The sequence below is a fragment of the Streptomyces sp. NPDC104831 genome, from assembly GCF_055583025.1.
The window spans coordinates 91,332-114,385 of record NZ_JBVJOT010000010.1; the positions used below are offsets into that span (position 1 = coordinate 91,332).

The 23,054-nt window shown below is 71.5% G+C and carries 20 protein-coding genes and 1 pseudogene; 9 read left to right on the top strand and 12 right to left on the bottom strand.

Going from position 1 to position 23,054, the window contains the following annotated elements; all coding sequences use genetic code 11:
• Positions 1-24 precede the first annotated feature (24 nt).
• Entirely contained in the window at positions 25-3,138 is a 3,114-nt protein-coding gene (locus tag ACZ63H_RS09940) for an FAD-binding and (Fe-S)-binding domain-containing protein (RefSeq protein ID WP_469863325.1), read from the bottom strand.
• 156 nt (positions 3,139-3,294) lie between these two features.
• On the opposite strand from ACZ63H_RS09940, the gene serC reads away from it, so the two are divergent.
• Positions 3,295-4,413, top strand: a complete 1,119-nt coding sequence (gene serC, locus ACZ63H_RS09945) for a phosphoserine transaminase (protein ID WP_469863327.1) — start codon at positions 3,295-3,297, stop codon at positions 4,411-4,413.
• Between the two features lie 204 nt (positions 4,414-4,617).
• Here the strand turns inward: serC and ACZ63H_RS09950 are convergent, their stop codons facing one another.
• Both ACZ63H_RS09950 and ACZ63H_RS09955 read right to left on the bottom strand, forming a co-directional pair.
• Entirely contained in the window at positions 4,618-5,466 is an 849-nt protein-coding gene (locus ACZ63H_RS09950) for a helix-turn-helix domain-containing protein (RefSeq protein WP_469863329.1), read from the bottom strand.
• Positions 5,467-5,484: 18 nt separating this feature from the next.
• Positions 5,485-6,237 (bottom strand): DUF6879 family protein, encoded by a 753-nt coding sequence (locus ACZ63H_RS09955; protein ID WP_469863331.1) that lies wholly within the window; start codon positions 6,235-6,237, stop codon positions 5,485-5,487.
• 191 nt (positions 6,238-6,428) lie between these two features.
• Here ACZ63H_RS09955 and ACZ63H_RS09960 point away from each other — a divergent pair, with 191 nt between their 5' ends.
• Both ACZ63H_RS09960 and ACZ63H_RS09965 read left to right on the top strand, forming a co-directional pair.
• Positions 6,429-6,662: a DUF397 domain-containing protein gene (locus ACZ63H_RS09960; RefSeq protein WP_469863333.1), complete on the top strand. Its 234-nt coding sequence runs from the start codon at positions 6,429-6,431 to the stop codon at positions 6,660-6,662.
• A gap of 84 nt (positions 6,663-6,746) precedes the next feature.
• Positions 6,747-7,218: pseudogene (locus ACZ63H_RS09965) on the top strand (hypothetical protein).
• Between the two features lie 36 nt (positions 7,219-7,254).
• Here ACZ63H_RS09965 and ACZ63H_RS09970 read toward each other — a convergent pair.
• Positions 7,255-8,784, bottom strand: coding sequence for a cellulase family glycosylhydrolase (locus ACZ63H_RS09970; RefSeq protein WP_469863335.1), 1,530 nt, complete (start codon positions 8,782-8,784; stop codon positions 7,255-7,257).
• 214 nt (positions 8,785-8,998) lie between these two features.
• A complete protein-coding gene (locus ACZ63H_RS09975) occupies positions 8,999-9,976 on the bottom strand; it encodes a YncE family protein (protein WP_469863337.1) in 978 nt (325 codons plus the stop codon).
• A 99-nt stretch (positions 9,977-10,075) separates the two neighbouring features.
• Here ACZ63H_RS09975 and ACZ63H_RS09980 point away from each other — a divergent pair, with 99 nt between their 5' ends.
• From ACZ63H_RS09980 to ACZ63H_RS09990, 3 genes are all read left to right on the top strand, one after another.
• Positions 10,076-10,750 (top strand): SGNH/GDSL hydrolase family protein, encoded by a 675-nt coding sequence (locus ACZ63H_RS09980; RefSeq protein WP_469863339.1) that lies wholly within the window; start codon positions 10,076-10,078, stop codon positions 10,748-10,750.
• 123 nt (positions 10,751-10,873) lie between these two features.
• Positions 10,874-11,434: a Uma2 family endonuclease gene (locus ACZ63H_RS09985; RefSeq protein ID WP_469863341.1), complete on the top strand. Its 561-nt coding sequence runs from the start codon at positions 10,874-10,876 to the stop codon at positions 11,432-11,434.
• A 70-nt stretch (positions 11,435-11,504) separates the two neighbouring features.
• Positions 11,505-12,500 (top strand): aldo/keto reductase, encoded by a 996-nt coding sequence (locus ACZ63H_RS09990; protein ID WP_469863343.1) that lies wholly within the window; start codon positions 11,505-11,507, stop codon positions 12,498-12,500.
• A gap of 182 nt (positions 12,501-12,682) precedes the next feature.
• Here ACZ63H_RS09990 and thpR read toward each other — a convergent pair whose 3' ends face one another.
• Positions 12,683-13,255 carry an RNA 2',3'-cyclic phosphodiesterase gene (gene thpR / locus ACZ63H_RS09995; RefSeq protein WP_469863345.1) on the bottom strand — a complete coding sequence of 191 codons (573 nt, stop codon included), beginning with the start codon at positions 13,253-13,255 and terminating at the stop codon, positions 12,683-12,685.
• A 40-nt stretch (positions 13,256-13,295) separates the two neighbouring features.
• Between thpR and ACZ63H_RS10000 the strand changes: the two genes are divergently transcribed.
• Positions 13,296-13,817, top strand: coding sequence for a GNAT family N-acetyltransferase (locus ACZ63H_RS10000; RefSeq protein WP_469863347.1), 522 nt, complete (start codon positions 13,296-13,298; stop codon positions 13,815-13,817).
• A 47-nt stretch (positions 13,818-13,864) separates the two neighbouring features.
• Here ACZ63H_RS10000 and ACZ63H_RS10005 read toward each other — a convergent pair whose 3' ends face one another.
• The 3 genes from ACZ63H_RS10005 to ACZ63H_RS10015 all read right to left on the bottom strand — a co-directional run bounded on the left by ACZ63H_RS10005 (position 13,865) and on the right by ACZ63H_RS10015 (position 17,295).
• Positions 13,865-15,214 (bottom strand): MFS transporter, encoded by a 1,350-nt coding sequence (locus tag ACZ63H_RS10005; protein ID WP_469863349.1) that lies wholly within the window; start codon positions 15,212-15,214, stop codon positions 13,865-13,867.
• 45 nt (positions 15,215-15,259) lie between these two features.
• The gene (locus ACZ63H_RS10010) at positions 15,260-15,697 is read right to left on the bottom strand and encodes a MarR family winged helix-turn-helix transcriptional regulator (RefSeq protein WP_362189498.1); all 438 of its coding nucleotides are present in this window, start codon (positions 15,695-15,697) and stop codon (positions 15,260-15,262) included.
• Positions 15,698-15,843: 146 nt separating this feature from the next.
• Complete coding sequence (locus ACZ63H_RS10015) at positions 15,844-17,295, bottom strand: NCS2 family permease (RefSeq protein WP_469863351.1); 1,452 nt, start codon at positions 17,293-17,295, stop codon at positions 15,844-15,846.
• 150 nt (positions 17,296-17,445) lie between these two features.
• On the opposite strand from ACZ63H_RS10015, the gene ACZ63H_RS10020 reads away from it, so the two are divergent.
• Positions 17,446-17,712, top strand: a complete 267-nt coding sequence (locus ACZ63H_RS10020; protein WP_469863353.1) for a DUF2530 domain-containing protein — start codon at positions 17,446-17,448, stop codon at positions 17,710-17,712.
• A 111-nt stretch (positions 17,713-17,823) separates the two neighbouring features.
• Positions 17,824-20,241, top strand: coding sequence for an HAD-IC family P-type ATPase (locus ACZ63H_RS10025; RefSeq protein ID WP_469863355.1), 2,418 nt, complete (start codon positions 17,824-17,826; stop codon positions 20,239-20,241).
• A 42-nt stretch (positions 20,242-20,283) separates the two neighbouring features.
• Here ACZ63H_RS10025 and ACZ63H_RS10030 read toward each other — a convergent pair whose 3' ends face one another.
• The 3 genes from ACZ63H_RS10030 to ACZ63H_RS10040 all read right to left on the bottom strand — a co-directional run bounded on the left by ACZ63H_RS10030 (position 20,284) and on the right by ACZ63H_RS10040 (position 22,964).
• Positions 20,284-21,066: a hypothetical protein gene (locus ACZ63H_RS10030; protein WP_469863357.1), complete on the bottom strand. Its 783-nt coding sequence runs from the start codon at positions 21,064-21,066 to the stop codon at positions 20,284-20,286.
• A gap of 215 nt (positions 21,067-21,281) precedes the next feature.
• Positions 21,282-22,163, bottom strand: coding sequence for a hypothetical protein (locus ACZ63H_RS10035; RefSeq protein WP_469863359.1), 882 nt, complete (start codon positions 22,161-22,163; stop codon positions 21,282-21,284).
• A gap of 39 nt (positions 22,164-22,202) precedes the next feature.
• The gene (locus ACZ63H_RS10040) at positions 22,203-22,964 is read right to left on the bottom strand and encodes a calcium-binding protein (RefSeq protein ID WP_469863361.1); all 762 of its coding nucleotides are present in this window, start codon (positions 22,962-22,964) and stop codon (positions 22,203-22,205) included.
• Between the last annotated feature and the right edge of the window lie 90 nt (positions 22,965-23,054).

Genomic DNA, 23,054 nt, shown 5'->3' on the forward strand with positions numbered 1-23,054 from the left:
GCGGCCCGATGGATCGGGCGGGCCTCACGCCTCCCGGGCCTCCCTCTCCTCCAGGGCCGCCGCCAGCACCTCCGCCAGGTGTCGGCCCCGGACGCCGGCGAGCTGGTCCAGCTGGGTGCGGCAGGAGAAGCCGTCGGCGAGGATCACCGTGTCCTCGGGGGCCTGCCGTACCGAGGGCAGGAGCTGGTCCTCCGCGCAGGCCCGGGAGACCTCGAAGTGGCCCTTCTCGAAGCCGAAGTTGCCCGCCAGGCCGCAGCAGCCTCCGCTCAGTTCACCGGTGAGGCCCGCGGCGGCGCGCACCCGGCGGTCGGGGGCGTCGCCGAGCACCGCGTGCTGGTGGCAGTGGGTCTGGCCGGCCACCGGACGGCCGACGGCGGGCGGGGTCCAGTGCGGGGCGTGCCGCTCCAGGGTCTCGGCGAAGGTGAGGACCGCGGCGGACAGCCGGGCGGCGCGCGGGTCGTCGGGCAGGAGTTCCGGCAGGTCGGTGCGGAGGGCGGCGGCGCAGCTCGGCTCCAGGACGACGACCGGCACCCCGGCCCGCAGCACCGGTTCCATCAGGTCCAGGGTGCGGCGCAGCACCGCGCGGGCGCGGTCGAGCTGACCGGTGGAGACGTAGGTCAGGCCGCAGCAGACCCGGGCCCGGCGGGCGGTGAGCAGCGCCGCCGCCGACCGGGTCCGGCCGTCGGCGATCGCTCCCTTGCGGGGCAGCAGCGTCGGCGGGAGGGCCACCCGCAGCCCGGCGGCCTCCAGCACGCGGACGGCGGCCTGTCCGACGGACGGCGAGAGGTGTTCGGTGAAGGTGTCGGGCCAGAGGACGACGAGGTCACCGGGGGCGGGAGTGGGGGCGGGGTGGTCGCCGGGCCCTGGGGCGGGGTGGTCACCGGACACGGGGGCGAGATGGTCGCCGGGTGCCGTGCTCCCGGCCGGCGGATCTCCGGCCCCCTCAGCCGGCCGGCCCATCCCGCCGCCGGCCGGCCGGTCCTCCGCGCCCCCGCTCGGCCGGCCCCCCGCGGCCGGTGCCGGCTTCCGCCCACGCCACCAGTCGGTGAACGTCCGGGGCGCCAGGGGCGGGATGTCCCGTTCCGGGGCTATCCCGGCCAGGTGTTTGCCGAGGGCGGCGAGGGGGCGGGCCGCCGCCAGGGCGTTGAGCAGCGGGGCCAGGTGGGTGCGGGACGCCCAGCGGAGCCATTCCGGGAGGCGGCCCATGCTGTGGTGGGCGGCGGGGCGGCGGCGGTGGGCGTAGTGGTGGTGGAGGAACTCGGCTTTGTAGGTGGCCATGTCGACGCCGGCCGGGCAGTCCGAGCGGCAGCCCTTGCAGGACAGGCAGAGGTCGAGGGCGTCCAGGACCTCCGGGGACCGCCAGCCGCCGGTGATCACATCGCCCGCGAGCATCTCGTGCAGCAGCCGGGCCCGGCCCCGGGTGGAGTGCTCCTCCTGGCCGGTCGCCCGGAAGGAGGGGCACATCACGGCCGGGCCGGTCGCGGTCGTCGTACGGCACTTGGCCACGCCGACGCAGCGGCGGACGGCCGCGCGGAAGTCCCCTCCGTCGGCCGGGTAGGCGAAGGCCACGTCGACCGGGTGGCGGGGCAGCACCGAGAAGCGCAGGTTCTCGTCCAGCCGCGCGGGGCGGACCAGCATGCCGGGGTTGAGGAGGTCGTCCGGGTCCCACACCGCCTTGGCCCGCTCGAACAGCCGCACCATCCCGGTGCCGTACATCCGCGGCAGCAGTTCCGCGCGGGCCTGGCCGTCGCCGTGCTCCCCGGACAGGGAGCCGCCGTGGGCCACGACCAGGTCGGCCAGTTCCTCGGAGAAGCGGCGGAAGCGGCCGACGCCCGCCTCGGTGAGCAGGTCGAAGTCGATGCGGACGTGGATGCAGCCGTCACCGAAGTGGCCGTACGGCGTGCCGCGCAGCCCGTGGGCGGCCAGCAGCGCGCGGAAGTCGCGGAGGTAGCCGCCGAGACGGGCGGGCGGGACGGCGCAGTCCTCCCAGCCGGGCCACGCCTCGGAACCGTCGGGCATCCGGGTGGCGGTGCCCGCCGCGTCCTCCCGGATGCGCCACAGGGTCCGCTGGGCGGCCGGGTCGGTGACCACCAGGGAGTCCACGACATCGGCGGCGCGCACGACCTCCTCCGCCCGCGCGCGTGCGGCGGCCGCCGTCTCCCCGCCGGTCTCCACGAACAGCCAGGCGCCGCCCCGGGGCAGCCCCGCACCGGCCGGGACGAGGTCGGCGGCCATGCCCTCCACCGTCAGCGGCCCGAGCGGCAGCAGGCCCGCGGCGGCCTCGGCGGCGGCGCCCTCGTCGGCGTACGCCAGCACGGCCAGCGCCCGCGCGCGGGGGTTCTCGACCAGGCGGACCACGGCCTCGGTGAGGATGCCGAGGGTGCCCTCGGAGCCGCAGAAGGAGCGGGCGACGTCCGCGCCCTTCTCGGGCAGCAGCGCGTCCAGCGCGTACCCGGAGATCCGGCGGGGCAGGTCCGGGAAGCCCGTCCGCAGCCGGGCGAGTTCGCCCTCGGCCAGCTCGCGCAGCCCGTCCGGGGCGCCCGCCCATCCCTGCCCGAGCCGGAGGCGCCGTCCGCGCGCGGTGATCACGGACAGCTCCCGCACGCTGTCCGCGGTCGTGCCCCAGGCGACCGAGTGGGAGCCGCACGAGTTGTTGCCGATCATTCCGCCGAGCGTGCACCTGCCGTGCGTGGAGGGATCGGGGCCGAACCGCAGGCCGTGCGGGGCGGCGGCCTCCTGGAGCCGGTCGAGGACGAGCCCCGGCTGCACGACCGCCGTGCGGCTGCCCGGATCCAGCTCCACCAGCGCGGTCATGTGCCGGGTGAAGTCCAGCACGACGCCGGTGCCGGTCGCCTGGCCCGCGATGGACGTGCCCCCGCCGCGCGCCACCACCGGCACCCCGCGCTCCCGGCACACCTCCAGCACGGCGGCCACGTCGTCGGCGTCCCTCGGGGCGACGACGCCCAGCGGGACCCGCCGATAGTTGGACGCGTCCATGGTGACCAGCGCCCGGGCGGTCACGTCGAACCCGACCTCGCCCCGGACCGCCTCGCGCAGCGCCCTCGCGAGCGCGGCGGCCTCCGTGACCCCGGTGTCCGTGACTCCGGTCTCCGCAGCAACATCCGCACGATCCGTCATGCGTCCAGGATGCATCCGGCCACGCACAGTCACCGAAAGTTTTCCACAGGCGTACATCAATCGTCGTACAACATCACAAGTCCACGACTTGGTGATCTCGTCTCATCGAACGGACAGATCTCCACCCGGGCTTCCCCCAGCGGCTAACCTCGCTGTGTGGCCGACATCCAGATTCCCGCTGACATCAAGCCCGCCGACGGACGTTTCGGCGCGGGCCCCTCCAAGGTGCGGACCGAGGCGCTGGACGCCCTCGCCGCCACCGGCACGTCCCTGCTGGGCACCTCGCACCGCCAGGCGCCGGTCAAGAACCTGGTCGGCAAGGTCCGCGAGGGCATCTCCGAGCTGTTCTCCCTGCCCGAGGGCTACGAGGTCGTCCTCGGCAACGGCGGCTCCACCGCCTTCTGGGACATCGCCACGCACGGCCTGATCGAGAACAAGTCGCAGCACCTGAACTTCGGCGAGTTCTCGTCCAAGTTCGCCAAGGCCGCGAAGCTCGCGCCCTGGCTCGCCGACCCGACCGTCATCGCCTCCGACCCCGGCACCCACCCCGACCCCCGGGCCGAGGCGGGCGTCGACGTCTACGCCCTCACCCACAACGAGACCTCCACCGGTGTCGCCATGCCGGTCAAGCGCGTGGCCGGCGCCGACGAGGACGCGCTCGTCCTCGTGGACGCCACCTCCGGCGCGGGCGGCCTGCCGGTCGACATCGCCGAGACCGACGTCTACTACTTCGCCCCGCAGAAGTCCTTCGCCTCCGACGGCGGCCTGTGGATCGGCGTCTTCTCCCCCGCCGCCGTCGAGCGCGCCGAACGCGTCCACGCGTCCGGCCGCCACATCCCGGAGTTCTTCTCGCTCCCCACGGCGATCGACAACTCCCGCAAGAACCAGACGTACAACACCCCGGCCCTCGCCACCCTCTTCCTGCTGGCCGAGCAGCTGGAGTGGATCAACGGCCAGGGCGGCCTCGCCTGGTCCACGGCCCGTACGAAGGACTCCTCGACCCGCCTGTACACCTGGGCGGACGACTCCAAGTACGCCACCCCGTTCGTCTCCGACCCGGCCAAGCGCTCCCAGGTCATCGGCACGATCGACTTCGCCGACGAGATCGACGCCGCCGCCGTCGCCAAGGTGCTGCGCGCCAACGGCATCGTGGACACCGAGCCGTACCGCAAGCTCGGCCGCAACCAGCTGCGCATCGCGATGTTCCCGGCGATCGACCCGGCGGACGTCGAGGCGCTCACGCAGTGCGTCGACTACGTGATCGAGAAGCTCTGACCTCTCGAACACGACGCGGAGGGCGCCCGGTGCTCACCGGGCGCCCTCCGCGTGTCCGCTGCGATGTCCTACGCGAACCGCTGAAGGCAGTACCTGCAAGGTGACTGGCACCGGTGGACGCGTTGGCCGACGCGTGGGGGCACCGGCAGGGGCCGTACACCAAGACCGTCCGGGCCCGCTTCACCCTCGTACGGCCGTACGTCCTCAGACCTTGATGCTCCGCCGCACCCGGGCGATCACCTGCTGCGCCTCGGCGCCGAACACCGCCGACTCCGCGAAGGCGTCCCACACGCGCCGGTAGAGAGCGATCGTTTCGGCATCGTCCAGCCAGAGTTCGGCGTGCCAGTCCTCGACGGTGACCAGCCGGTCGTCCAGAATCCAGAACGAGTTTCCCGGCGGCAGACGCAACGCCGCGTCGGATGGCACGACGCCCAAGTGGACGGTATCCATGCCTACTACGCCCAGCAGCCGATCCATTTGTGCGGCCAGCACCTCTGGCGGACACATCTGAGCCCGCAGCGCGGATTCCCACATGAGTACGTTCAACTGCCTGCCCGGCCGGTACAGCCATTCCTGCCGCTTCATGCGGGCTCGGACCGCGTCCTCCGTGTCCCGTGGGGAGCGGCGGAACTCTGCGAGACGCTCGAAGATGTTCCGGGCATAGTCGGCGGTCTGAAGCATGCCGTTCACGACATGGTCGTCCCATACATGCAGCGTCCGCGTCTCGCTGACGAGGGTGTTCCACGTCTCCTGCACAGGAGCATGCCCAACCGCCAGTAGCCGCCGCCAGGAACGGATGTGACTCTCAAACCCCTTGAGGCGACCGCTGAGTTCGGCGAACACGGCAGGCTGACCCACGGCCTCGACCCATGCCCGCAGGTCGTCGTCCGTGGGGGTCTGTCTACCGTTCTCCAGCTTGCTGACCTTCGACTGCGGCCACCCCAGCCGCTGTGCCAGTTCGGTACCGGTGAGCCGGCCACCAGGGCTCTCCACGCGCAATTCCCTGAGCCTACGACCCAGTTCCGCGCGTGCTCTCTGATAGTCCGTGCTCACCCGTACCCGCTCTTGTCCCTACGTGTCGCCGTGCATCTCCGCCGTGAACTGCTTCCACGGTACGGCGTGGTGCCAAGCAGCATCCCGCACCATGCAGCAGCGCACCACCTCGGCGGGCTCGGTGATCAGGTCCACGTGCGTGAGTTGGTCGCCGTCATCGAACCGCAGCAGCGCGATGAGGCGGCTGTCGAAGAGCCAGAAATCCTCGGCGGGGAGTCGGAGCCGCTCCGCGTCGGCACGCCACATGTTGCGGATGTCCTCACCCATGACGCTGTTCCGCTTGGCGTTGTCGAGCAGATAGAGCTGCCCAATGGTCGGTGGCTGGTCCAGAATGCGCACGCGTTCGACGCGCTTGCCCTGGTCGGTCTGCTTGCGGATCGCCTTGCAGTACGGGTTGTCGAACGTCCAGTCGGCGCGCCCCGTCTCCACGAACTGCTGCCAGTTTTCATTGGACTCGTCGCTGGCGTATCGGCGGCGCGTCTCCAGTCGCCACGCCGTGTGCTCGAACTTCTCGAACAGTCCGCCGAACTCGTCCAGATCGATCGTCCGCACCTGACGCGTCCACTCCTTCGGGGTCCAGTCGACCAGCAGGTCCCTCGGAACCACGATCGCAACCTCTCCCTCCGAGAGGCGCTGGAGCTGTGCGATGTCCTCCGGATCCGTGAGCGGAGGACCCTGCACAACCACCTCCCCGCTGTCCAAGTCCTCATGGACGGAGGGGCACCCACCACCACTGCTCCCCGTCCCGTTGAACCGCAACCTGCGTGCCATGCGCAACCACCCCTGGGTGTCGACGAAGCTCGGTGCGCACAGCATCTCGGTGCCTCTGAGTGAATGTCCATGCATCCAGAGTGACCACACGAGAATAACCGAGAATATTCACCTCCTTGCTTCCCATCCGCCCCCTACGGTCGTCCCCGCGGTCGGACACGGCCGTGACAGCGAAGCAGGAAGGTACAGCGATGGTGAACGGAAGCGACCTGTACGCGCTCGACCTCGGCGGCGCCTCGTTCCGCAGGGCGTGCGGCGGGAACACCCACCCGGACGGCGAGTCCTGCGTGACCCTCGCCCGCATCGGCGCGGACGCCTGGGCGCTCGGTGACAGCAAGCGGCCCGACAAGGAGCCGCTGCGGTTCAGCTCCACCGAGCTGAGCGCCGCCGGTATCGACCCGGCCCGCTTCGGCCTGGCTCTCTGAGCCCCACCCCGGCAGACCCAGCCGGTTCCGGACCGTCGGCGCACGGGCGGAACCGGCCCGCACCGCACGCGAAAGAGGACCCGGGTGCACCACCACGCCTACCTCTGGACCGGCCCCAAGCCCCGTTTCGACGAGGAGGCCCTCCGGCGACCGCCCCACCCCGAGCCGCCCCCGCCCACCGGCGGCCCGGAACTGATCCAGCGGTACCGGCTGGCCGCCGCCGAGTTCCCCACCTCCGACCTGCCCCCGCTGGAGACCGCGTACTGGCTGGTCAAGCCGCGTTCGATCGTCAAGGGGACCTGGTTCGAACCGTCGGCCGCCGCCGTCTGGCTCGGGGAGCGGCTGGCCGAGTACGCGCCCCGGTTCGCCGCCGGCGCGTACCGCGACCCCGGCCGCCTCGCCGCCCTCCTCGCCTCCGCCGGCGAGCGGCTGGCGTCGGGCGGCGACGTCTCGCTCGGGTTCTACCTCGAACGGCCCGCGTTCCTGTCCGTGGCCCTGGTGGGCTGCGCCCCCCCATCGCGCCCGGCCGGACCTGCCCTGCCCGCTCAGCGCGTGACGAGGGCGCCCGGTGTCGCGCCGGGCGCCCCCCTTCTCACGCCGCCGTGCAGGTCAGCGTGGGTGTCGCCGCCCCACCCGGCGTCGCGCCGAAGCCGAAGCCCGCCGAGCCCCCGGCCGCCAGCGTCCCGTTGTGGGCCGCGTTCACGGCCGTCACGCTCGCTCCGCTCTGGGTGTAACTCGCGTTCCACATGGACGAGATCTTCTGCGTCCCGCCCCACGTCCACGTGACCTTCCAGGACTTGAGGGCGACCGTGCCGGTGTTGGTGACCTTCACCTCGGCGTTGAAGCCGCCGCCCCAGTCGCTGCCGACGGTGTAGGCCGCGCTGCACACGGGGCTGCCGCCGCCTCCGCCGCCGTTGTCACCGCCGCCGCCTCCGCCGCCCGGGAACAGCGGCGCCTTGATGCCCGCCAGGTACCCGTCCTTCACCGTGTCGACGGTCGTCCAGTCGTCCTTCAGGATGCCGCCGGTGTCCCCGGAGTTGGGGTTCAGGGACCAGTACGTCCAGTGGAAGGAGTCGGCGCCGTACGTGGACGTCGGCCTCAGGTAGTCCGCCAGCGCGGCGAGCCACTTCTGGTCGACGGCCGACTGGAGCGTCGTGCCGAACTCGCCGACCCACACCGGGGCGATGTTCTGCTTGAAGATGTAACCCCAGTACTTGTCCCAGACGCCCGGCATGTTGGCCGGGAAGGACGGGTCGCCGAACCAGCTCTGCTGGGCCACGCTCGTGGCGTAGTCGTGGGCGGAGTAGACCACCCGGCCCGGCACGCTGAGCTGCACGGGGTACTGGCCGACGCCCATCAGGTTGCCGCCCCACCAGCCGGACACGCCGTTGTACGTCTGCACGCCCTCGACGAAGACGAGCAGGTCCGGGTTGACCGACAGCACCGCGTTCCCGGCGCGCTGGGCGGCCAGCCGCCAGTCGGTGGCCTGGTCGCCGCAGCCCCAGCACGCCGGGTCGTGCGGCTCGTTGTGCAGGTCGATGCCGATCACCGTGTCCTGGCCCTGGTAACGGGCGGCGAGGGCCTTGAGGTTGGCGATCCACGTCGATTCCGGGACGGACGCGGTGTACCAGAGCGCCGACTGCCCGGCGGAGTCGGGGCGGTGCCGGTCCAGGATGACCTTCAGCCCGTCCTGGCCGGCGTACGCGACGATCCGGTCCAGCACCTGGAGCGAGGTCAGGCCCTGGAGGTCGGCGTTCTTGCCGGCGGAGACGTCGATGCCGCTCGGCGTCGCGCCGGGCTTGAAGATGTCGTCGCTGTAGGGGATCCGGAGGGTGTTGTAGCCGAGCGACCTCACCTGGTCGATCATGCTCTTGTAGTCGCGGGACCACAGGCCGTGGACCACCAGGTTGCTGGTCTCGAAGCCGAACCAGTTGATCCCGGCGATGCGCACCGGCTGACCGGCCGCGTCCAGGATCTGCCGGCCGCTGGTGTGCCAGTACCCGGCGCCGGGGGCGGCGGCGGCCGTGGGCGCATCGGCCGCCTGTGCCGCGTAGGCCCCGGTCAGAGGCAGGAGGAGCGCCGCCGCAGCGGTGCACAGCGCTCTTCGGAGGGTGCGGAACATGTGTCGCTTCCTCTCGGGAGGCGCGGCGGCCGAACCTGAATGGGAGCGCTCCCAAGCGCCGCGCACCGCACAGGTAACCCAGATCAACATGAGCACGTCAATACTTGCGGCACACCTCGGTACACACCGCCCCCGGCCGTCGGCTGCCCGCTTCCCGGCCGTCGGCCGCCCGCCCTCGGCCGGCCGCCGCCGGTCCGGTCCGCCGCCCGCCCGGTCAGCTGCGCCGCAGCCGGCGCAGGCCCAGGAAGGCCGCCACCCCGACGGCCAGGATCACGATGCCCACCTTCAGGCTCGGGGTGCCGTCCTCGTCGTCGGAGGCCCGCGGACCACCGCTCGCCGAAGGGGAGTTCGCGGCCGGGCGTTCGGGCGCCTCGGCCGCCTCGACCGAGCTGTCCGCGCCCTCGCTGCCGTACATCAGTCTGGTGCCGTCGGCGGAGTACGACATGGACTCGCCCTGGCCCTGGAACGGCACGTCCAAGCGTCCCCGGCGCTTGATCCGGCCGTCGTTCCAGTCGTAGTAGACGCCCCCGAAGTAACCGCGCACGGCGAGTTGCCGGCCGTCCGGGGAGAAGGCGGCGTCGGTGGCCCACAAGCCGACCGGCGCGACCTGGCGGAAGACGTTCGTCCCGGACGTGGAGAGGGTCGCCGGGCCCTCGTACAGGTGCCCGCCCTCCTCGTTCTTGTCGATGATGTAGACGCGCCCGGTCTTCGGGTGGACGAGCAGCGACTCGGCGTCGCGCGGGCCGTCCGCGTACTTCACCACGTACTGCGTGGCCGTGATCGTCTGGTCCGTCAGCCGCTTCGGCTCGGGCAGCCGGTAGATCCACACGTACGGCCACTTCCCGCCGAAGTTGTCGCCGATGTCGCCGACGTAGATCTGGTTGTCCGGCCCGATGGAGACGGCCTCGACGTCGCGCGGGGAGCCGATGCCGCGCAGGGTGATCCGGGCGACGGTCCGGCCGGTGGCGCTGTCCACGGCGTACAGGTACGGCCCGTCGTCGCTGTCGTTGTGCGTCCAGTAGACGCCGGGGTGCTGCCGGGAGGCGGCGAGCCCGCTGGACTCGGTTATCCGGGGATCCTTGATGGTGAACCCCTTGTCCCCCGCGCCCTCGGCGGTCCCGATGGCGGAGGCGGGCAGCGCGCAGGCACCGGCGAGCAGGACACCGGCGAGTACGGCGAACGATCGACGCATGACCCAAGCCTGCCATTCCCCGAGGGGGTCCCGTGGACGTGGTCCGCCTCACAGGCCCCGGCGATCCCGCCGGATCCGGTCATCGTCCATGATGAGCCGATGCTTAGGTTCATGCCCGTGGGCGACTCCATGACGATCGGGAGCGCGGGCGAGCACACATGGCGTTACCGGCTGTGGCGGCACCTGTGCGAGACGTACGGCGGCCCCTTCACCTTCGTCGGCCCGCGCGAGACACTCCACGACCAGCAGGCCGGCGCCCCGACGTCCCTCGCCTACGCCGAACCCGACTTCCCCCGCGGGCACCTGGCGGGCTGGGGCGAGGGCTGGCTGCACATGGCGCCGCTGATCGGCGAGGCGGTGCGCGCCCACCGGGCCGACGTGCTGCTGGTCTCCCTCGGCCTGATCGACCTGGGCTTCTACACCGACGCCGAGCAGACGGCGGAGAACGTACGGGCGTTCGTCGCGGGCGCGCGGGAGGCCCGCCCCCGCATAGGGATGGTGCTGCTGCCCGTCATACCCAACGTCCGGGCCGCGTCGGACGCGCTCTTCGCCGGCCAGGTGGACCGGTTCAACCACCTGCTCGCCAAGACGGTCGCCGACCTGGACGAGCCCCGCTCGCCGCTGCTGCTGGCCTCGCGGCCCGAGGGGTGGGACATCCACACCGACACCTACGACGGCACGCATCCCAACGCGAACGGGGAGCACCGGATCGCGGGGGCGTTCGCGGGGGCCATGTGGGAGGCGTGGGAGATCGGACAGCCGTACGAGGAATGATCAGGACGGCTGGAATCCGGTGTGCCCCGGGCGCGGTGCCTATCGTTGTACTGCGCGGCCGCTCCTGTTCGTGGGGCGGCCGGGGAGGAGCGCCAAGCGACCGTCCTGGAAGACAGGATCGAGATGGCCGACGCCAACACCAAGCGCCTTGACGAGTGGTTCGAGCGGCTCGAGCACATGCCCGTCCCCGAGGGATACAGGGTCGAGATCGTCGGGGGCAACGTCCACAAGACGCCACAGCGGGGCACGCACTGGATCATCATCCGCCGGATCGTGCGGGCGCTGGAGGACAGGTTCGGCATGGACATCCGGGTGTTCTCCGACGTCCGCATCGATTTCCCGGGTCACGGGAACGGTTTCTGCCCGGACGTCGCCCTGCTCAAGAATTCGGCGCGCACGGACGACACGGACCACTGGCGGTACCAGGACGTCGAATTCGTCGCCGAGGTCATCTCCAAGGGCACCGCGGCGAACGACTACGGCCCGAAGAAGGCCGCCTACGCCACCGCCGAAGTCCCCCTGTACCTGATCGCGGATCCCTACAAGGGCATGTGCTACGTCTACAGCCGGCCCAAGGAGGGCGACTACATCACGCGGACGAAGGTCGCCTTCGGCGAGGACGTCGACCTGACCGGCACGGTGGTCGACCTCGTCCTCAAGACCGACGGCTTCCCCCGCGACTGACCTCGCCCCGGCCCGTGTCCCCACGGTGGCCCTTGCCTAGAGCGCACTCCAGGACGTTGGCTAGTGGACCATGGAGTACACGCAGCTCGGACGCACGGGACTCAAGGTCAGCCGGCTCGTCCTCGGGACGATGAACTTCGGCCCTCAGACGGACGAAGCGGACAGCCACGCGATCATGGACGCGGCGCTGGACGCGGGCATCAACTTCCTCGACACCGCCAACGTGTACGGCTGGGGCGAGAACAAGGGCCGCACCGAGTCCATCATCGGCAACTGGTTCGCCAAGGGCGGCGGACGGCGCGAGAAGACCGTCATCGCCACCAAGGTCTACGGCAACATGGACCCGGACGGCGACACGGTGTGGCCCAACCACGACAAGCTCTCCGCGCTGAACATCCGGCGCGCGGTGGACGCCAGCCTGAAGCGGCTCCAGACCGACCACATCGACCTCTACCAGTTCCACCACATCGACCGCAGCACACCGTTCGAGGAGATCTGGCAGGCGATCGACGTCCTCGTCCAGCAGGGCAAGATCCTCTACGTCGGCTCCAGCAACTTCCCCGGCTACAAGATCGCCCAGGCCAACGAGGCCGCCGCCCGCCGCGCCGGCACCATCGGGCTGGTCAGCGAGCAGTGCCTGTACAACCTGGCCGAGCGGCGCGCCGAGATGGAGGTCATCCCGGCCGCGCAGGACTACGGCCTCGGGGTCATCCCGTGGTCGCCGCTGCACGGCGGTCTGCTCGGCGGGGTCATCAAGAAGGAGGTCCAGGGCGGTCGCCGCGCCTCCGGCCGGGCCGCCGACACGCTCAAGGACCCGGCGGCCCGCGCGCAGATCCAGGCGTACGAGGACCTGCTCGACAAGCACGGGCTGGAGCCCGGCGAGGTGGCCCTGGCCTGGCTGCTCGCCCGCCCCGGCGTCACCGGCCCGATCGTCGGCCCACGCACCGCGCAGCAGCTGGAGTCCGCGCTGCGGGCCGTCGAGCTGGAGCTGAGCGAGGAACTCCTGACCGGCCTCGACGAGATCTTCCCGGGCCCGGGCCCGTCCCCGGAGGCCTTCGCCTGGTAGGTGCCGAGGGGGCGCGGGGAACTGCGCGACCGGCCGCACCCGGCCGGCGGCCGGAGAACGGCGAGCGGTTCCCCGGCGCCCTCGCCTACCGCACGGCCGACGCCACGGCCACCACCACGAACATCAACACAAGCGCACCGGCCATGATCCGGTTCCGGGTTTTCGGGTCCACGCAGTCGAGACTAACCGCCGCCGCCCAGCGCCCAGCGCCCGACCACCTCGTAGCGCGGCTGCTCCCCCGGCACCCCGGACGCCGGCAGGCGGCTGCGCACCAGCGCCAGGTCGGCCACGGTCCAGCCCGTGCCGGCGAACCGCGCGAGCGCGTCGACGTACGGCCGTGCGTCCAGCGCGTGCCGGCTGCGGGCCAGCGTGAGGTGGGCCTGGTACCGCCGGTGCTCGCCGCCCGGCAGCCCCGCCTTCCGCGCCGCCGCCTCCGCCCGCCCGGCCAGCAGCCGCAGTTCCGCCACGTCCCCCCGGGCGCCCGCCCACAGCGTGCGGCCCTGGCCGAAGTGGCCGCCGCCCGCGAGGGCGAGGGTGAGGGGCGCCGTCCGCCGGGCCGCGCCGGCCAGCCGGTCCGACAGCGCGGGTACGACGTCGTCGGCCACCTCGCCGTAGAAGGCGAGTGTGAAGTGCCAGCCGGGGCGGTCCGTCCAGCGCAGCCGCCCGGCGCCCGGCAGTTGCCGCAGCCGGGCCACCTCGGCGGCGAGTTCGTCCGCGATGTCCTCCGGGAGCAGTACGGCGGCGAAGAGTCTCATGGCACTCACGATCCCAGACCCCGGCGGGCATGATGGGGCGGTGACGATCACCATCCGCGAAGGCGGCCCCGACGACCTGCCCGCGATACTCCACATGCTCGACAGCAGCGTGGAGTGGCTGGCGGCACAGGGCCGCACCCGTCAGTGGGGCACCGAGCCGCTGTCGGGGACCGGGGCCGCCCGGGCCGTCGAGCGGGCCATGGCCGAGGGCACCACGTACATCGCCGAGATCGACGGGGTGCCGGCGGCCACCCTCACCCTCACCGACGGGCCCGGCGCCTATCTGTCCCATCTGCCGGCGCCCGGCGAGCCCGAGCGGTACATCCACTGGCTCGCCTCCGACCGCCGCTTCAAGGGCCGGGGCGTGGGCAGCGCGCTGCTCGCGCACGCCGCCGAGGCGACCCGGCGGGCGGGCGTGGGCCTGCTGCGGGTGGACTGCTACGCCGGTGACGACCGCAAGCTGGTCGCCTACTACGAGGCCAACGGCTTCACCCCGACGCACCCCTACACCCACGGCCCGGACGCCTGGCCCGGCCAGGTGCTGGCCCGGAGGGTCGGCTAGTCCCGGAGGGGCGGACGGCGCCCTCCGGGACCGAGCGGGCCGGGGGTTCAGGCGGCTGTGGCCAGTTGTTCCCGCTCGCGCGGGACGAAGCGGACGCTCGGGTGGCCGTGGTGCCAGCCCACCGCCAGCCGCAGGCCGCCGATGCGGGCCAGGACCAGGCCGATCGCGCCGGCCGCGACGGCCGACACGACGCCGCCGGCCGCGAAGCCCACCCGGGGGCCGTAGGTGTCGGTGATCCAGCCGACCACCGGCGCGCCGAGCGGCGTACCGCCCATGAACACCATCATGAACAGGGCCATCACCCGGCCGCGCATGGCCGGGTCGGTGGCCATCTGCACGGCCGTGTTCGCGGTGACGTTCACCGTCAGGCCGAACACGCCGATCGGCACCATGAGCAGCGCGAACAGCCAGTACGACGGCGCGACCGCGGCGACGGTCTCCAGCGTGCCGAAGGCCAGCGCGGCGGCGATCAGCACGCGCAGCCGGGCCGTGCCGCGCCGGGCGGCCAGCAGGGCGCCGACCAGGGAGCCGACGGCCATCAGGGTGTTGAAGAGGCTGTAGGCGCCGGCACCGGCGTGGAAGACGTCGTCCGCGTAGGCGGTCAGCCACACCGGGAAGTTGAAGCCGAAGGTGCCGATGAAGCCGACCAGGACGATGGGCCAGATCAGCTCCGGCCGCTTGGCCACGTAGTTCAGGCCCTCGCGCAGCTGGCCCTTGCCGCGCGGTGTGCGCTCGACCACGTGCAGTTCGCGGGCGCGCATCAGCAGCAGGCCGGTGATCGGCGCGGCGAAGGACAGGCCGTTGGCGAGGAACGCCCAGCCGGTGCCCACGCCGGTGATCATCAGACCGGCCACGGCGGGGCCGACGAGCCGGGCGGACTGGAAGTTCGCCGAGTTCAGGCTGACCGCGTTCTGCAGCTGGTCGGGGCCGACCATCTCGGAGACGAAGGACTGGCGGGCCGGGTTGTCCACCACCGTGGCGAGGCCGACGGCGAAGGCGGCGACGTAGACGTGCCAGACCTGGACCTGCCCGGAGAGGGTGAGCGCGGCGAGCGCGAGCCCGGTGACGGCCATCGCGGCCTGGGTGACCAGCAGGGTGGGCCGCTTGGGCAGGCGGTCCACGAGGACCCCGCCGTACAGGCCGAACAGCAGCATCGGCAGGAACTGCAGGGCGGTGGTGATGCCGACGGCGGCGGAGGATCCGGTGAGGCTGAGGACCAGCCAGTCCTGGGCGATGCGCTGCATCCACGTGCCCGTGTTGGACACGACCTGGCCGGCGAAGAAGAGGCGGTAGTTCCGGATCCTCAGCGAGCTGAACATCGAGGACTTGCGCGGGACGGACGTGGTGGTGGTAGGGGACGGTGCGGGGGCGGAAGGTGTTCCGGATCCCGTACTCAAAGGAGTTCGCCTCCTCCTTCTTCGGTGCGTTCGCCCACGGGGCGCTTACAGGTGTGCGAGTTTCTCCAGCACGGGGGCGGCGGCGCGCAGGGCGGCCCACTCGTCCTCGTCCAGGCCCTCGGCCAGGCCGGCCAGGAAGGCGTTGCGCTTGCGGCGGCTCTCTTCGAGCATCGCCTCGGCCTGCTCGGTCTGGGTGACGACCTTCTGGCGCCGGTCCTCGGGGTGCGGCTCCAGCCGGACCAGCCCCTTGGCCTCCAGCAGCGCGACGATGCGGGTCATCGACGGCGGCTGGACGTGCTCCTTGCGGGCCAGTTCGCCCGGGGTGGCGGAGCCGCAGCGGGCGAGGGTGCCGAGCACCGACATCTCGGTGGGGCTCAGCGACTCGTCCACCCGCTGGTGCTTGAGCCGACGGGACAGCCGCATCACGGCGGAACGGAGGGAGTTCACGGCGGCAGCATCGTCGCCATGGGTAAGGTCCGGCATGTTCTTTAGCGTAACTCATTACTCTGACTAAAGACCAACGGAGCGGCCCGTACCGCCCGTGATGCCCGCCACGCGGCGTGGTGGAAAGCGAAGGGGCGCCCGGACCGTGTGGTCCGGGCGCCCCTTCGGGGTGATGCGCTACGGGATCACGTGAGACCCAGGGCCGGCATCAGGTAGTAGAAGGCGAAGACGGCCGAGACGATGTACATCGCCACCGGGATCTCCCGGGCCCGCCCGGCGACCAGGCGCAGCACCGTGAAGGTGATGAAGCCCATGCCGATGCCGTTGGTGATCGAGTAGGTGAACGGCATCATCAGCATCGTCACGAACGCCGGCATGGCGATGGTGTAGTCCGCCCAGTCGATCTCCTTGACGGAGTTGGACAGGATCAGGAAGCCCACCGCGAGCAGCGCCGGGGTGGCCGCCTGGGAGGGGACCATCGTGGCGATCGGCGTGAGGAAGAGCGCGACGGCGAAGAGGCCGCCCGTGACGACGTTCGCCAGGCCGGTGCGGGCGCCCTCGCCGACGCCCGCCGTGGACTCCACGAAGGCGGTGGTGGCCGACGCGGAGCTGGCGCCGCCCGCCGCGACCGCGACGCCGTCCACGAAGAGGACCTTGTTGATGCCCGGCATGTAGCCCTGGGCGTCGGTCAGCTTCGCCTCGTCGCTGATGCCCATGATCGTGCCCATCGCGTCGAAGAAGCACGACAGCAGGACCGTGAAGACGAACAGGACGCCGGTGAGGATGCCGACCTTGTGGAAGCCGCCGAACAGGCTGACCTGGCCGACCAGCCCGAGATCGGGGGTGGAGACCGGGTTGCCCGGCCACTTCGGGACCGTCAGGCCCCAGGACGGCACGGTGGCCACGGCGTTGATGATCATCGCCACCACGGTCATGCCGACGATGGAGAGCAGGATCGCGCCCGGGACCTTGCGGACGATCAGCGCGAAGGTGAGCAGCGCGCCCAGCACGAAGACCAGCACCGGCCAGCCGGTGAGGTGACCGCCGACGCCCAGCTGGAGCGGGACGGTGGTCTGGGCGGCGTCCGGCATCCGGGTGACGAACCCGGAGTCCACCAGGCCGATCAGCATGATGAACAGGCCGATACCGATGGAGATCGCCTTGCGCAGGCCGTACGGCACGGCGTTCATCACGCGCTCGCGCAGACCCGTGGCGACCAGCAGCATGACCACGAAGCCGGCCAGGACGACCATGCCCATGGCGTCCGGCCAGGACATGCGCGGGGCGAGCTGGAGCGCGACGACCGAGTTCACGCCGAGGCCGGCGGCGAGCGCGATCGGCACGTTGCCGATGACGCCCATCAGGAGCGTGCTGAACGCGGCCGACAGCGTCGTCGCCGTCACCAGCTGGCCGTTGTCCAGGTGGTGCCCGTACATGTCCTTCGCGCTGCCGAGGATGATCGGGTTCAGCACGATGATGTACGCCATCGCGAAGAAGGTGGCGAGACCGCCCCGGACCTCGCGGGCGACGGAGCTGCCGCGCTCGGAGATCTTGAAGTAGCGGTCGAGGAAGCCGAAGGCGGGAGCGCCGCCCGGCCCCTCGGGGGTGGGGACCTTGGCGGGTGCCGAGGTGGACATGCGGGACCTCATCACCAGCGGGGTTCCCCCGAGCCCCGTTGGAGTTTCATACGAGCGGAAGCGGTCAAAGACAAACGGCTTCAGTATGAACGTATGAGTCATAGATCGCTATCTCCGCGCGTAGACCGGGGCGGCGCTTAAGCTGTGCGCATGGCTAAGTGGACCCCGAAGCACGAGGCGCCGGAGCCCCTGGAGGGGCCCGTGGTCGCCACCATCACCGGCGGCACGATCGTGTGGTTCGTCCTCTTCCTGGTCCAGCTGCCGTTCTACGGCTGGTTCGACGACCACGGCCGCACCTGGTGGCTGTGGACCTGCCTGGCCGGGGGCGGCCTCGGGCTGATCGGCGTCTGGTACGTCCGCAAGCGGGACGCGGCGATCAAGCGGGCCGCCGCACCGGACACGGCCGTCGGGCGCTGACCGGCGGGCGGTCCGCAGGGCGCGCGGGCGAAGCGGCCGGAAATCGCCGTCGGCACCGCCCGAGGGCGCGCCGGTGGGCGGGCGGCCGGGTCCGCACGTACCGTCGAATGCATGAGCCACATACGCGCGGGCGCGGAAGTCGATCCGGTGCGTCCGGTGCCGCCGCCGACCACCCGGCCGACCGGGCTCGGCCCCGCCGAGGTGGCGGAGCGCGTCGCGCGCGGGCAGGTCAACGACGTGCCGGTGCGCAGCAGCCGCTCGCTGGGGGAGATCGTCCGGGCGAACGTCCTCACCCGGTTCAACGCGATCATCGGCGTGCTCTGGCTGATCATGCTGGTCGTCGCCCCGATCCAGGACGGCCTCTTCGGCTTCGTGATCCTCGCCAACACCGCCATCGGCATCGTCCAGGAGTGGCGGGCCAAGCAGACCCTGGACTCGCTCGCGGTGATCGGGGAGTCCCGGCCGACGGTCCGGCGCGACGGCGTGGCTACCTCGGTGGCCACCCACGAGATCGTCCTGGACGACCTCCTGGAGATCGGCCCCGGCGACAAGATCGTGGTCGACGGGGTGTGCGCGGAGGCGGACGGCCTGGAGATCGACGAGTCGCTGCTCACCGGTGAGGCCGACCCCGTCGTCAAACGCCCAGGCGACCAGGTCATGTCCGGCAGCTTCGTGGTCGCGGGCGGCGGCGCCTTCCAGGCCACCAAGGTCGGCCGCGAGGCCTACGCCGCCCAGCTCGCCGAGGAGGCCTCCCGCTTCACGCTCGTGCACTCCGAGCTGCGCTCCGGCATCTCCACCATCCTCAAGTACGTCACCTGGATGATGGTCCCGGCCGCCGTCGGGCTCGTCGTCACCCAGCTCGTCGTCAAGAACAACGACCTCAAGGACGCCGTGGCCCGCACGGTCGGCGGAATCGTGCCGATGGTCCCCGAGGGGCTGGTGCTGCTCACCTCCGTGGCCTTCGCGATCGGCGTCATCCGGCTGGGCCGCAGACAGTGCCTGGTGCAGGAGCTGCCGGCGATCGAGGGCCTGGCCCGCGTCGACACCGTCTGCCTGGACAAGACCGGCACCCTCACCGAGGGCGGCATGGACGTCACCGGGCTGCGGCCGCTGAACGGGGCCGACGAGGGGTACGTGCGCAAGGTGCTCGGCGCGCTCGGCGAGTCCGACCCACGTCCCAACGCCTCCCTCCAGGCGATCATCGACGCCTTTCCGGACAGCGAGGAGTGGCGCTGCGTGGAGTCGCTGCCCTTCTCCTCCGCCCGCAAGTACAGCGGGGCCGCGTTCAGCGAGGGCGACGGCGAGACGAGCGCCTGGCTGCTGGGCGCCCCGGACGTGCTGCTCGCCCCCGGCGACCCCGCCCTGGCCGAGACCGACCGGCTCAACGAGCGGGGGCTGCGGGTGCTGCTGCTGGCCCGCGCGCACCGGGACCTGGACGACGCCGAGCCCGCCCGGGGCGCCCGGCCCACCGCCCTGGTCGTCCTCGAACAGCGGCTGCGGCCGGACGCCTCCGAGACCCTGCGCTACTTCGCCGAGCAGAACGTGCGCACCAAGGTCCTCTCCGGGGACAACGCGGTGTCGGTGGGGGCCGTCGCCGCGAAGCTCGGTCTCGAGGGCACGGCCGTGGACGCGCGGCGGCTGCCCGCCGACCTGCCGGCGATGGCCGAGGCCCTGGACTCGGGCACGGTGTTCGGGCGCGTCACCCCGCAGCAGAAGCGGGACATGGTGGACGCGTTGCAGTCACGTGGCCGTACGGTCGCGATGACCGGGGACGGCGTGAACGACGTGCTGGCCCTCAAGAGCGCGGACATCGGGGTCGCCATGGGCTCCGGCTCCGAGGCCACCCGGGCGGTGGCGCAGATCGTCCTGCTGGACAACAGCTTCACGAGCCTGCCCTCGGTGGTCGCCGAGGGCCGCCGGGTGATCGGGAACATCACGCGGGTGGCGACGCTGTTCCTGGTGAAGACCGTCTACTCGGTGCTGCTGGCGGTGCTGGTGGTGTGCCGGCAGGTGGAGTACCCCTTCCTGCCCCGGCACCTGACCCTGCTGTCCACGCTCACCATCGGCGTCCCGGCCTTCTTCCTGGCCCTCGCCCCCAACACCGAGCGCGCCAGACCGCACTTCGTGCGCCGGGTGATGCGGTACGCCGTCCCCGGCGGGGTGGTGGCGGGGGCGGCGACCTTCCTGACGTACCTGCTCGCCCGGCACCACTACTCCGGCGCCGGCGCGCTGGACGCGGAGACCAGCGCGGCCACCCTGACCCTGTTCCTGATCTCCATGTGGGTCCTGGCGATCGTCGCCCGCCCCTACACCTGGTGGCGGGTGGCCCTGGTGGCCGCGATGGGCGCGGCCTTCCTGCTGGTCCTCGCCGTCCCCGCGCTCCAGGACTTCTTCGCGCTGCGACTGGTCGGCGTGACCATGCCGTGGACGGCGGTCGGCGTGGCGGCGGTGGCCGGCGGGGTGCTGGAGTACCTGTGGAAGTGGGCCGGCCGGCGCTTCCCGGACCGGGGCCTGCCGGACCGGCCCTAGGGGAGCGACCGGTTCGCCGGCCGGGCGGGAGGGGGCTCGCGCCTACTGCACGTCGACGTAGTCGCCCGCGGCGCTGACGGCCGACGTGGTGGACGTACCGGCGAAGCTGTAGCGGTAGTAGCCGTCGGAGCCGGCCGTGACCGTCGTCCTCAGGTTGCCCGTGGAGTCCGTCTTGACGGTCTTCAGCGTGGTGTAGGTGCTGGTGCCCGCCTTGCGGAACTGGAGCTTCACGGACTGGCCGGTGTAGCCGTGGTACTTGCCGTCCTCCCAGTTGGCGCGGGACAGCTTGCCCGTGACGGTGAGGGTCTTGCCCTTCCGCACCGGCTCCGGGGTGGCGTCGGCGGTGAGCTTGGCGGCGCGGCGGACCGGGAGGGTGCCGAGGTCGTTCTGCCACTTCTCGGCGCCGGTCTTCTCGTCCACCGCGACCCCGCCCTGCTTCCAGGTGCCGGCGTCGGAGTTGTACAGCTCCTCGGCGGGGAGGGTGATCGTGGCCGAGCAGTTCACGGTGGTGGAGTTCACCGTGGTGCAGGTGCCGGGGTCGTCGCTGACGACCTGGGTGTCGGCGTCCTTCGCCGAGGTGCCGAGGTAGAGCACCGGACCGGTCATGATGCTGGACATCGCGACGGTGGTGGGGTGCGTCACGGTGTAGGTCGCCTTGACCTTGACCGTGGAGGTGGGACCGAGGGTGATCGCCTTGCCGCCCTTGACCTTCACGTTGGAGAAGGTGACGTTCGGCGCCGCGGCGGCCGCGTGGGCGGCGGGCACGGCGAAGGCGGAGAGGGCCAGGGCGCCGGAGACGGCGGCCACGGTGGCACGGATGCGCATGTGTTTCCCCTGGAGGGAGAAGTGGATCGTGGAGTCGGTCGACTCACGCGATCAGATCCGTGGAGCACCTCATTGGTTGTACGGCAAGACGCTTCCCGGACGGATTTGGCCTGTCGATTACCCTCGCGTGACCCGAACGGGGGAAACGGGGCGGGTCCGGGAACGGCGACGGCCGGACCGCGGGGCGATGCGCCGCGGTCCGGCCGGCCGGGGGCTTACTTCACGTCGACGAAGTCACCCGCGGCGGTGACCGCCGGGGTGGTCGAGGTGCCCGCGAAGGAGTAGCGGTAGTAGCCGTCCGCCGACGCCTTGACGGTCGTCTTCAGGTTGCCCGTGGAGTCCGACTTGACGGTCTTCAGCGTGGTGTAGGTGCTGGAGCCCTTCTTGCGGAACTGGAGCTTCACGGACTGGCCGGTGTAGCCGTGGTACTTGTGGTCCTCCCAGTTGGCGCGGGAGAGCTTGCCCGTGACGGTGAGGGTCTTGCCCTTCTTCACCGGCTCCGGGGCGGCGTTGACCGTCAGCTGGGAGTTGCGCTGGAGCAGGGTGGTGCCCAGGTCGAACTGGACGGAGGACGCCTCGTCGTCCAGCGCGACGGCCGCGCCGTGCCAGGTGCCGGCCTGCGAGTTGTACAGCTTGAACTCGGGGTCGGACTCGCGCGGGTCGATCTGGATCGAGCCCTTGCAGGAGGCCGTGGTGGCCGACTTCTCGACGCAGGTGGCCGGGTAGTCGCCGCCCCACGCGCTCTCCACCTCCTCGACGGAGCCGCGGTAGATCAGCGGGATGGTGACGAACGCGTCGCTGTTGACGTCCACGTCGGTGCCGTGCGTCAGCGTGTAGCTGACCGTGGCGGAGACCCTGTTGGTCGTGCCCACCTTGATCGCCTTGGCGATCTTGAAGTTGGAGAAGGACACGTCCAGGTCGCCGATCGGCGCCGAGCGCAGGGCGAAGCCCGCCTTGCCCGGGGCGTGCTGGGCGATGACGCGGGCCACGTCGGCGCGGTAGGACGGGCCGCCGTCCGCCGCGTGCGCGGCCGGCAGGGCGAGGGCGGAGAGGGCCAGGGCGCCGGAGACGGCGGCCACGGTGGTGCGAAGCTGCATGTGTTGTCCTCGAATGGTCGTGATGGCGGGCGGGGCCGGTTACTTCACGTCGATGAAGTCGCCCGCGGAGTTCACCGCGGCGGTGCCGGAGTTGCCCGCGAAGGAGTAGCGGTAGTAGCCGTCGGCCGACGCCTTGACCGTCGTCTTCAGGTTGCCCTTGGCGTCGGCCTTGACGGTCTTGACGGTGGTGTAGCCGGTGGCGCTCTTCTTGCGGAACTGGAGCTTCACGGACTGCGAGCCGTAGCCGCCGTACTTCAGCGACTGCCAGTCGGCGCGGGTGAGGGCACCGGTGACGGTGATCGTCTTGCCCTTCTTCACCGGCTCCGGGGCGGCGTCGGCGGTCAGCTTGGCGGCCCGCTGGAAGGAGAAGGAACCGGCCTTCTCCTTCCACAGGTAGTCCTCGTCGTTCGCGTTGATCCACGCGTCCACGTACCAGGTGCCGGCGCTCTTGTTCGTGAGGTAGTCCGTCCTCGGGTCGATCTTCACCGAGGCGGTGCAGGTGGACGTGGTCGCGTTGACCTTGGTGCAGGTGGGCTTGCCGGTCGTCGCGTACCCGCCGTCCGGACCGTAGATCTCGAACTCGTCCTCGGCATCCTTGATGCCCGACTTGTCCGTGGCGGTCACGCTGACCTTGACGGTCACCGCGCCGGAGGTACCGATCTGCACCTTGTTGTCGCCGTCCACGACCACCTTGGTGATCCTGGTGTCGCCCTGGCTGCCGTCGGCCTGGGCGGTCGGCACGGCGAGGGCGGACAGAGCCAGAGCGCCGCCCACGACGGCGACAGAGGCACGGATGCGCATGTGTTGTCCCCACGTTCAGATCAGGGAGTCGAGTGGTGACTCCGCTGATCTGACCCGGGGCCGAAGCGAAAGGTTGTACCAGTGGTGGAA

Bases quoted from the DNA above. Each gene is read 5' to 3' on its own strand.
- ACZ63H_RS09940 (WP_469863325.1), bottom strand. From the start codon at position 3,138: ATGACGGATCGTGCGGATGTTGCTGCGGAGACCGGAGTCACGGACACC.
- ACZ63H_RS09955 (WP_469863331.1), bottom strand. From the start codon at position 6,237: ATGGCACGCAGGTTGCGGTTCAACGGGACGGGGAGCAGTGGTGGTGGG.
- ACZ63H_RS09960 (WP_469863333.1), top strand. From the start codon at position 6,429: ATGGTGAACGGAAGCGACCTGTACGCGCTCGACCTCGGCGGCGCCTCG.
- ACZ63H_RS09970 (WP_469863335.1), bottom strand. From the start codon at position 8,784: ATGTTCCGCACCCTCCGAAGAGCGCTGTGCACCGCTGCGGCGGCGCTC.
- ACZ63H_RS09975 (WP_469863337.1), bottom strand. From the start codon at position 9,976: ATGCGTCGATCGTTCGCCGTACTCGCCGGTGTCCTGCTCGCCGGTGCC.
- ACZ63H_RS09980 (WP_469863339.1), top strand. From the start codon at position 10,076: ATGCTTAGGTTCATGCCCGTGGGCGACTCCATGACGATCGGGAGCGCG.
- ACZ63H_RS09985 (WP_469863341.1), top strand. From the start codon at position 10,874: ATGGCCGACGCCAACACCAAGCGCCTTGACGAGTGGTTCGAGCGGCTC.
- ACZ63H_RS09990 (WP_469863343.1), top strand. From the start codon at position 11,505: ATGGAGTACACGCAGCTCGGACGCACGGGACTCAAGGTCAGCCGGCTC.
- thpR (WP_469863345.1), bottom strand. From the start codon at position 13,255: ATGAGACTCTTCGCCGCCGTACTGCTCCCGGAGGACATCGCGGACGAA.
- ACZ63H_RS10010 (WP_362189498.1), bottom strand. From the start codon at position 15,697: ATGCCGGACCTTACCCATGGCGACGATGCTGCCGCCGTGAACTCCCTC.
- ACZ63H_RS10015 (WP_469863351.1), bottom strand. From the start codon at position 17,295: ATGTCCACCTCGGCACCCGCCAAGGTCCCCACCCCCGAGGGGCCGGGC.
- ACZ63H_RS10020 (WP_469863353.1), top strand. From the start codon at position 17,446: ATGGCTAAGTGGACCCCGAAGCACGAGGCGCCGGAGCCCCTGGAGGGG.
- ACZ63H_RS10025 (WP_469863355.1), top strand. From the start codon at position 17,824: ATGAGCCACATACGCGCGGGCGCGGAAGTCGATCCGGTGCGTCCGGTG.
- ACZ63H_RS10030 (WP_469863357.1), bottom strand. From the start codon at position 21,066: ATGCGCATCCGTGCCACCGTGGCCGCCGTCTCCGGCGCCCTGGCCCTC.
- ACZ63H_RS10035 (WP_469863359.1), bottom strand. From the start codon at position 22,163: ATGCAGCTTCGCACCACCGTGGCCGCCGTCTCCGGCGCCCTGGCCCTC.
- ACZ63H_RS10040 (WP_469863361.1), bottom strand. From the start codon at position 22,964: ATGCGCATCCGTGCCTCTGTCGCCGTCGTGGGCGGCGCTCTGGCTCTG.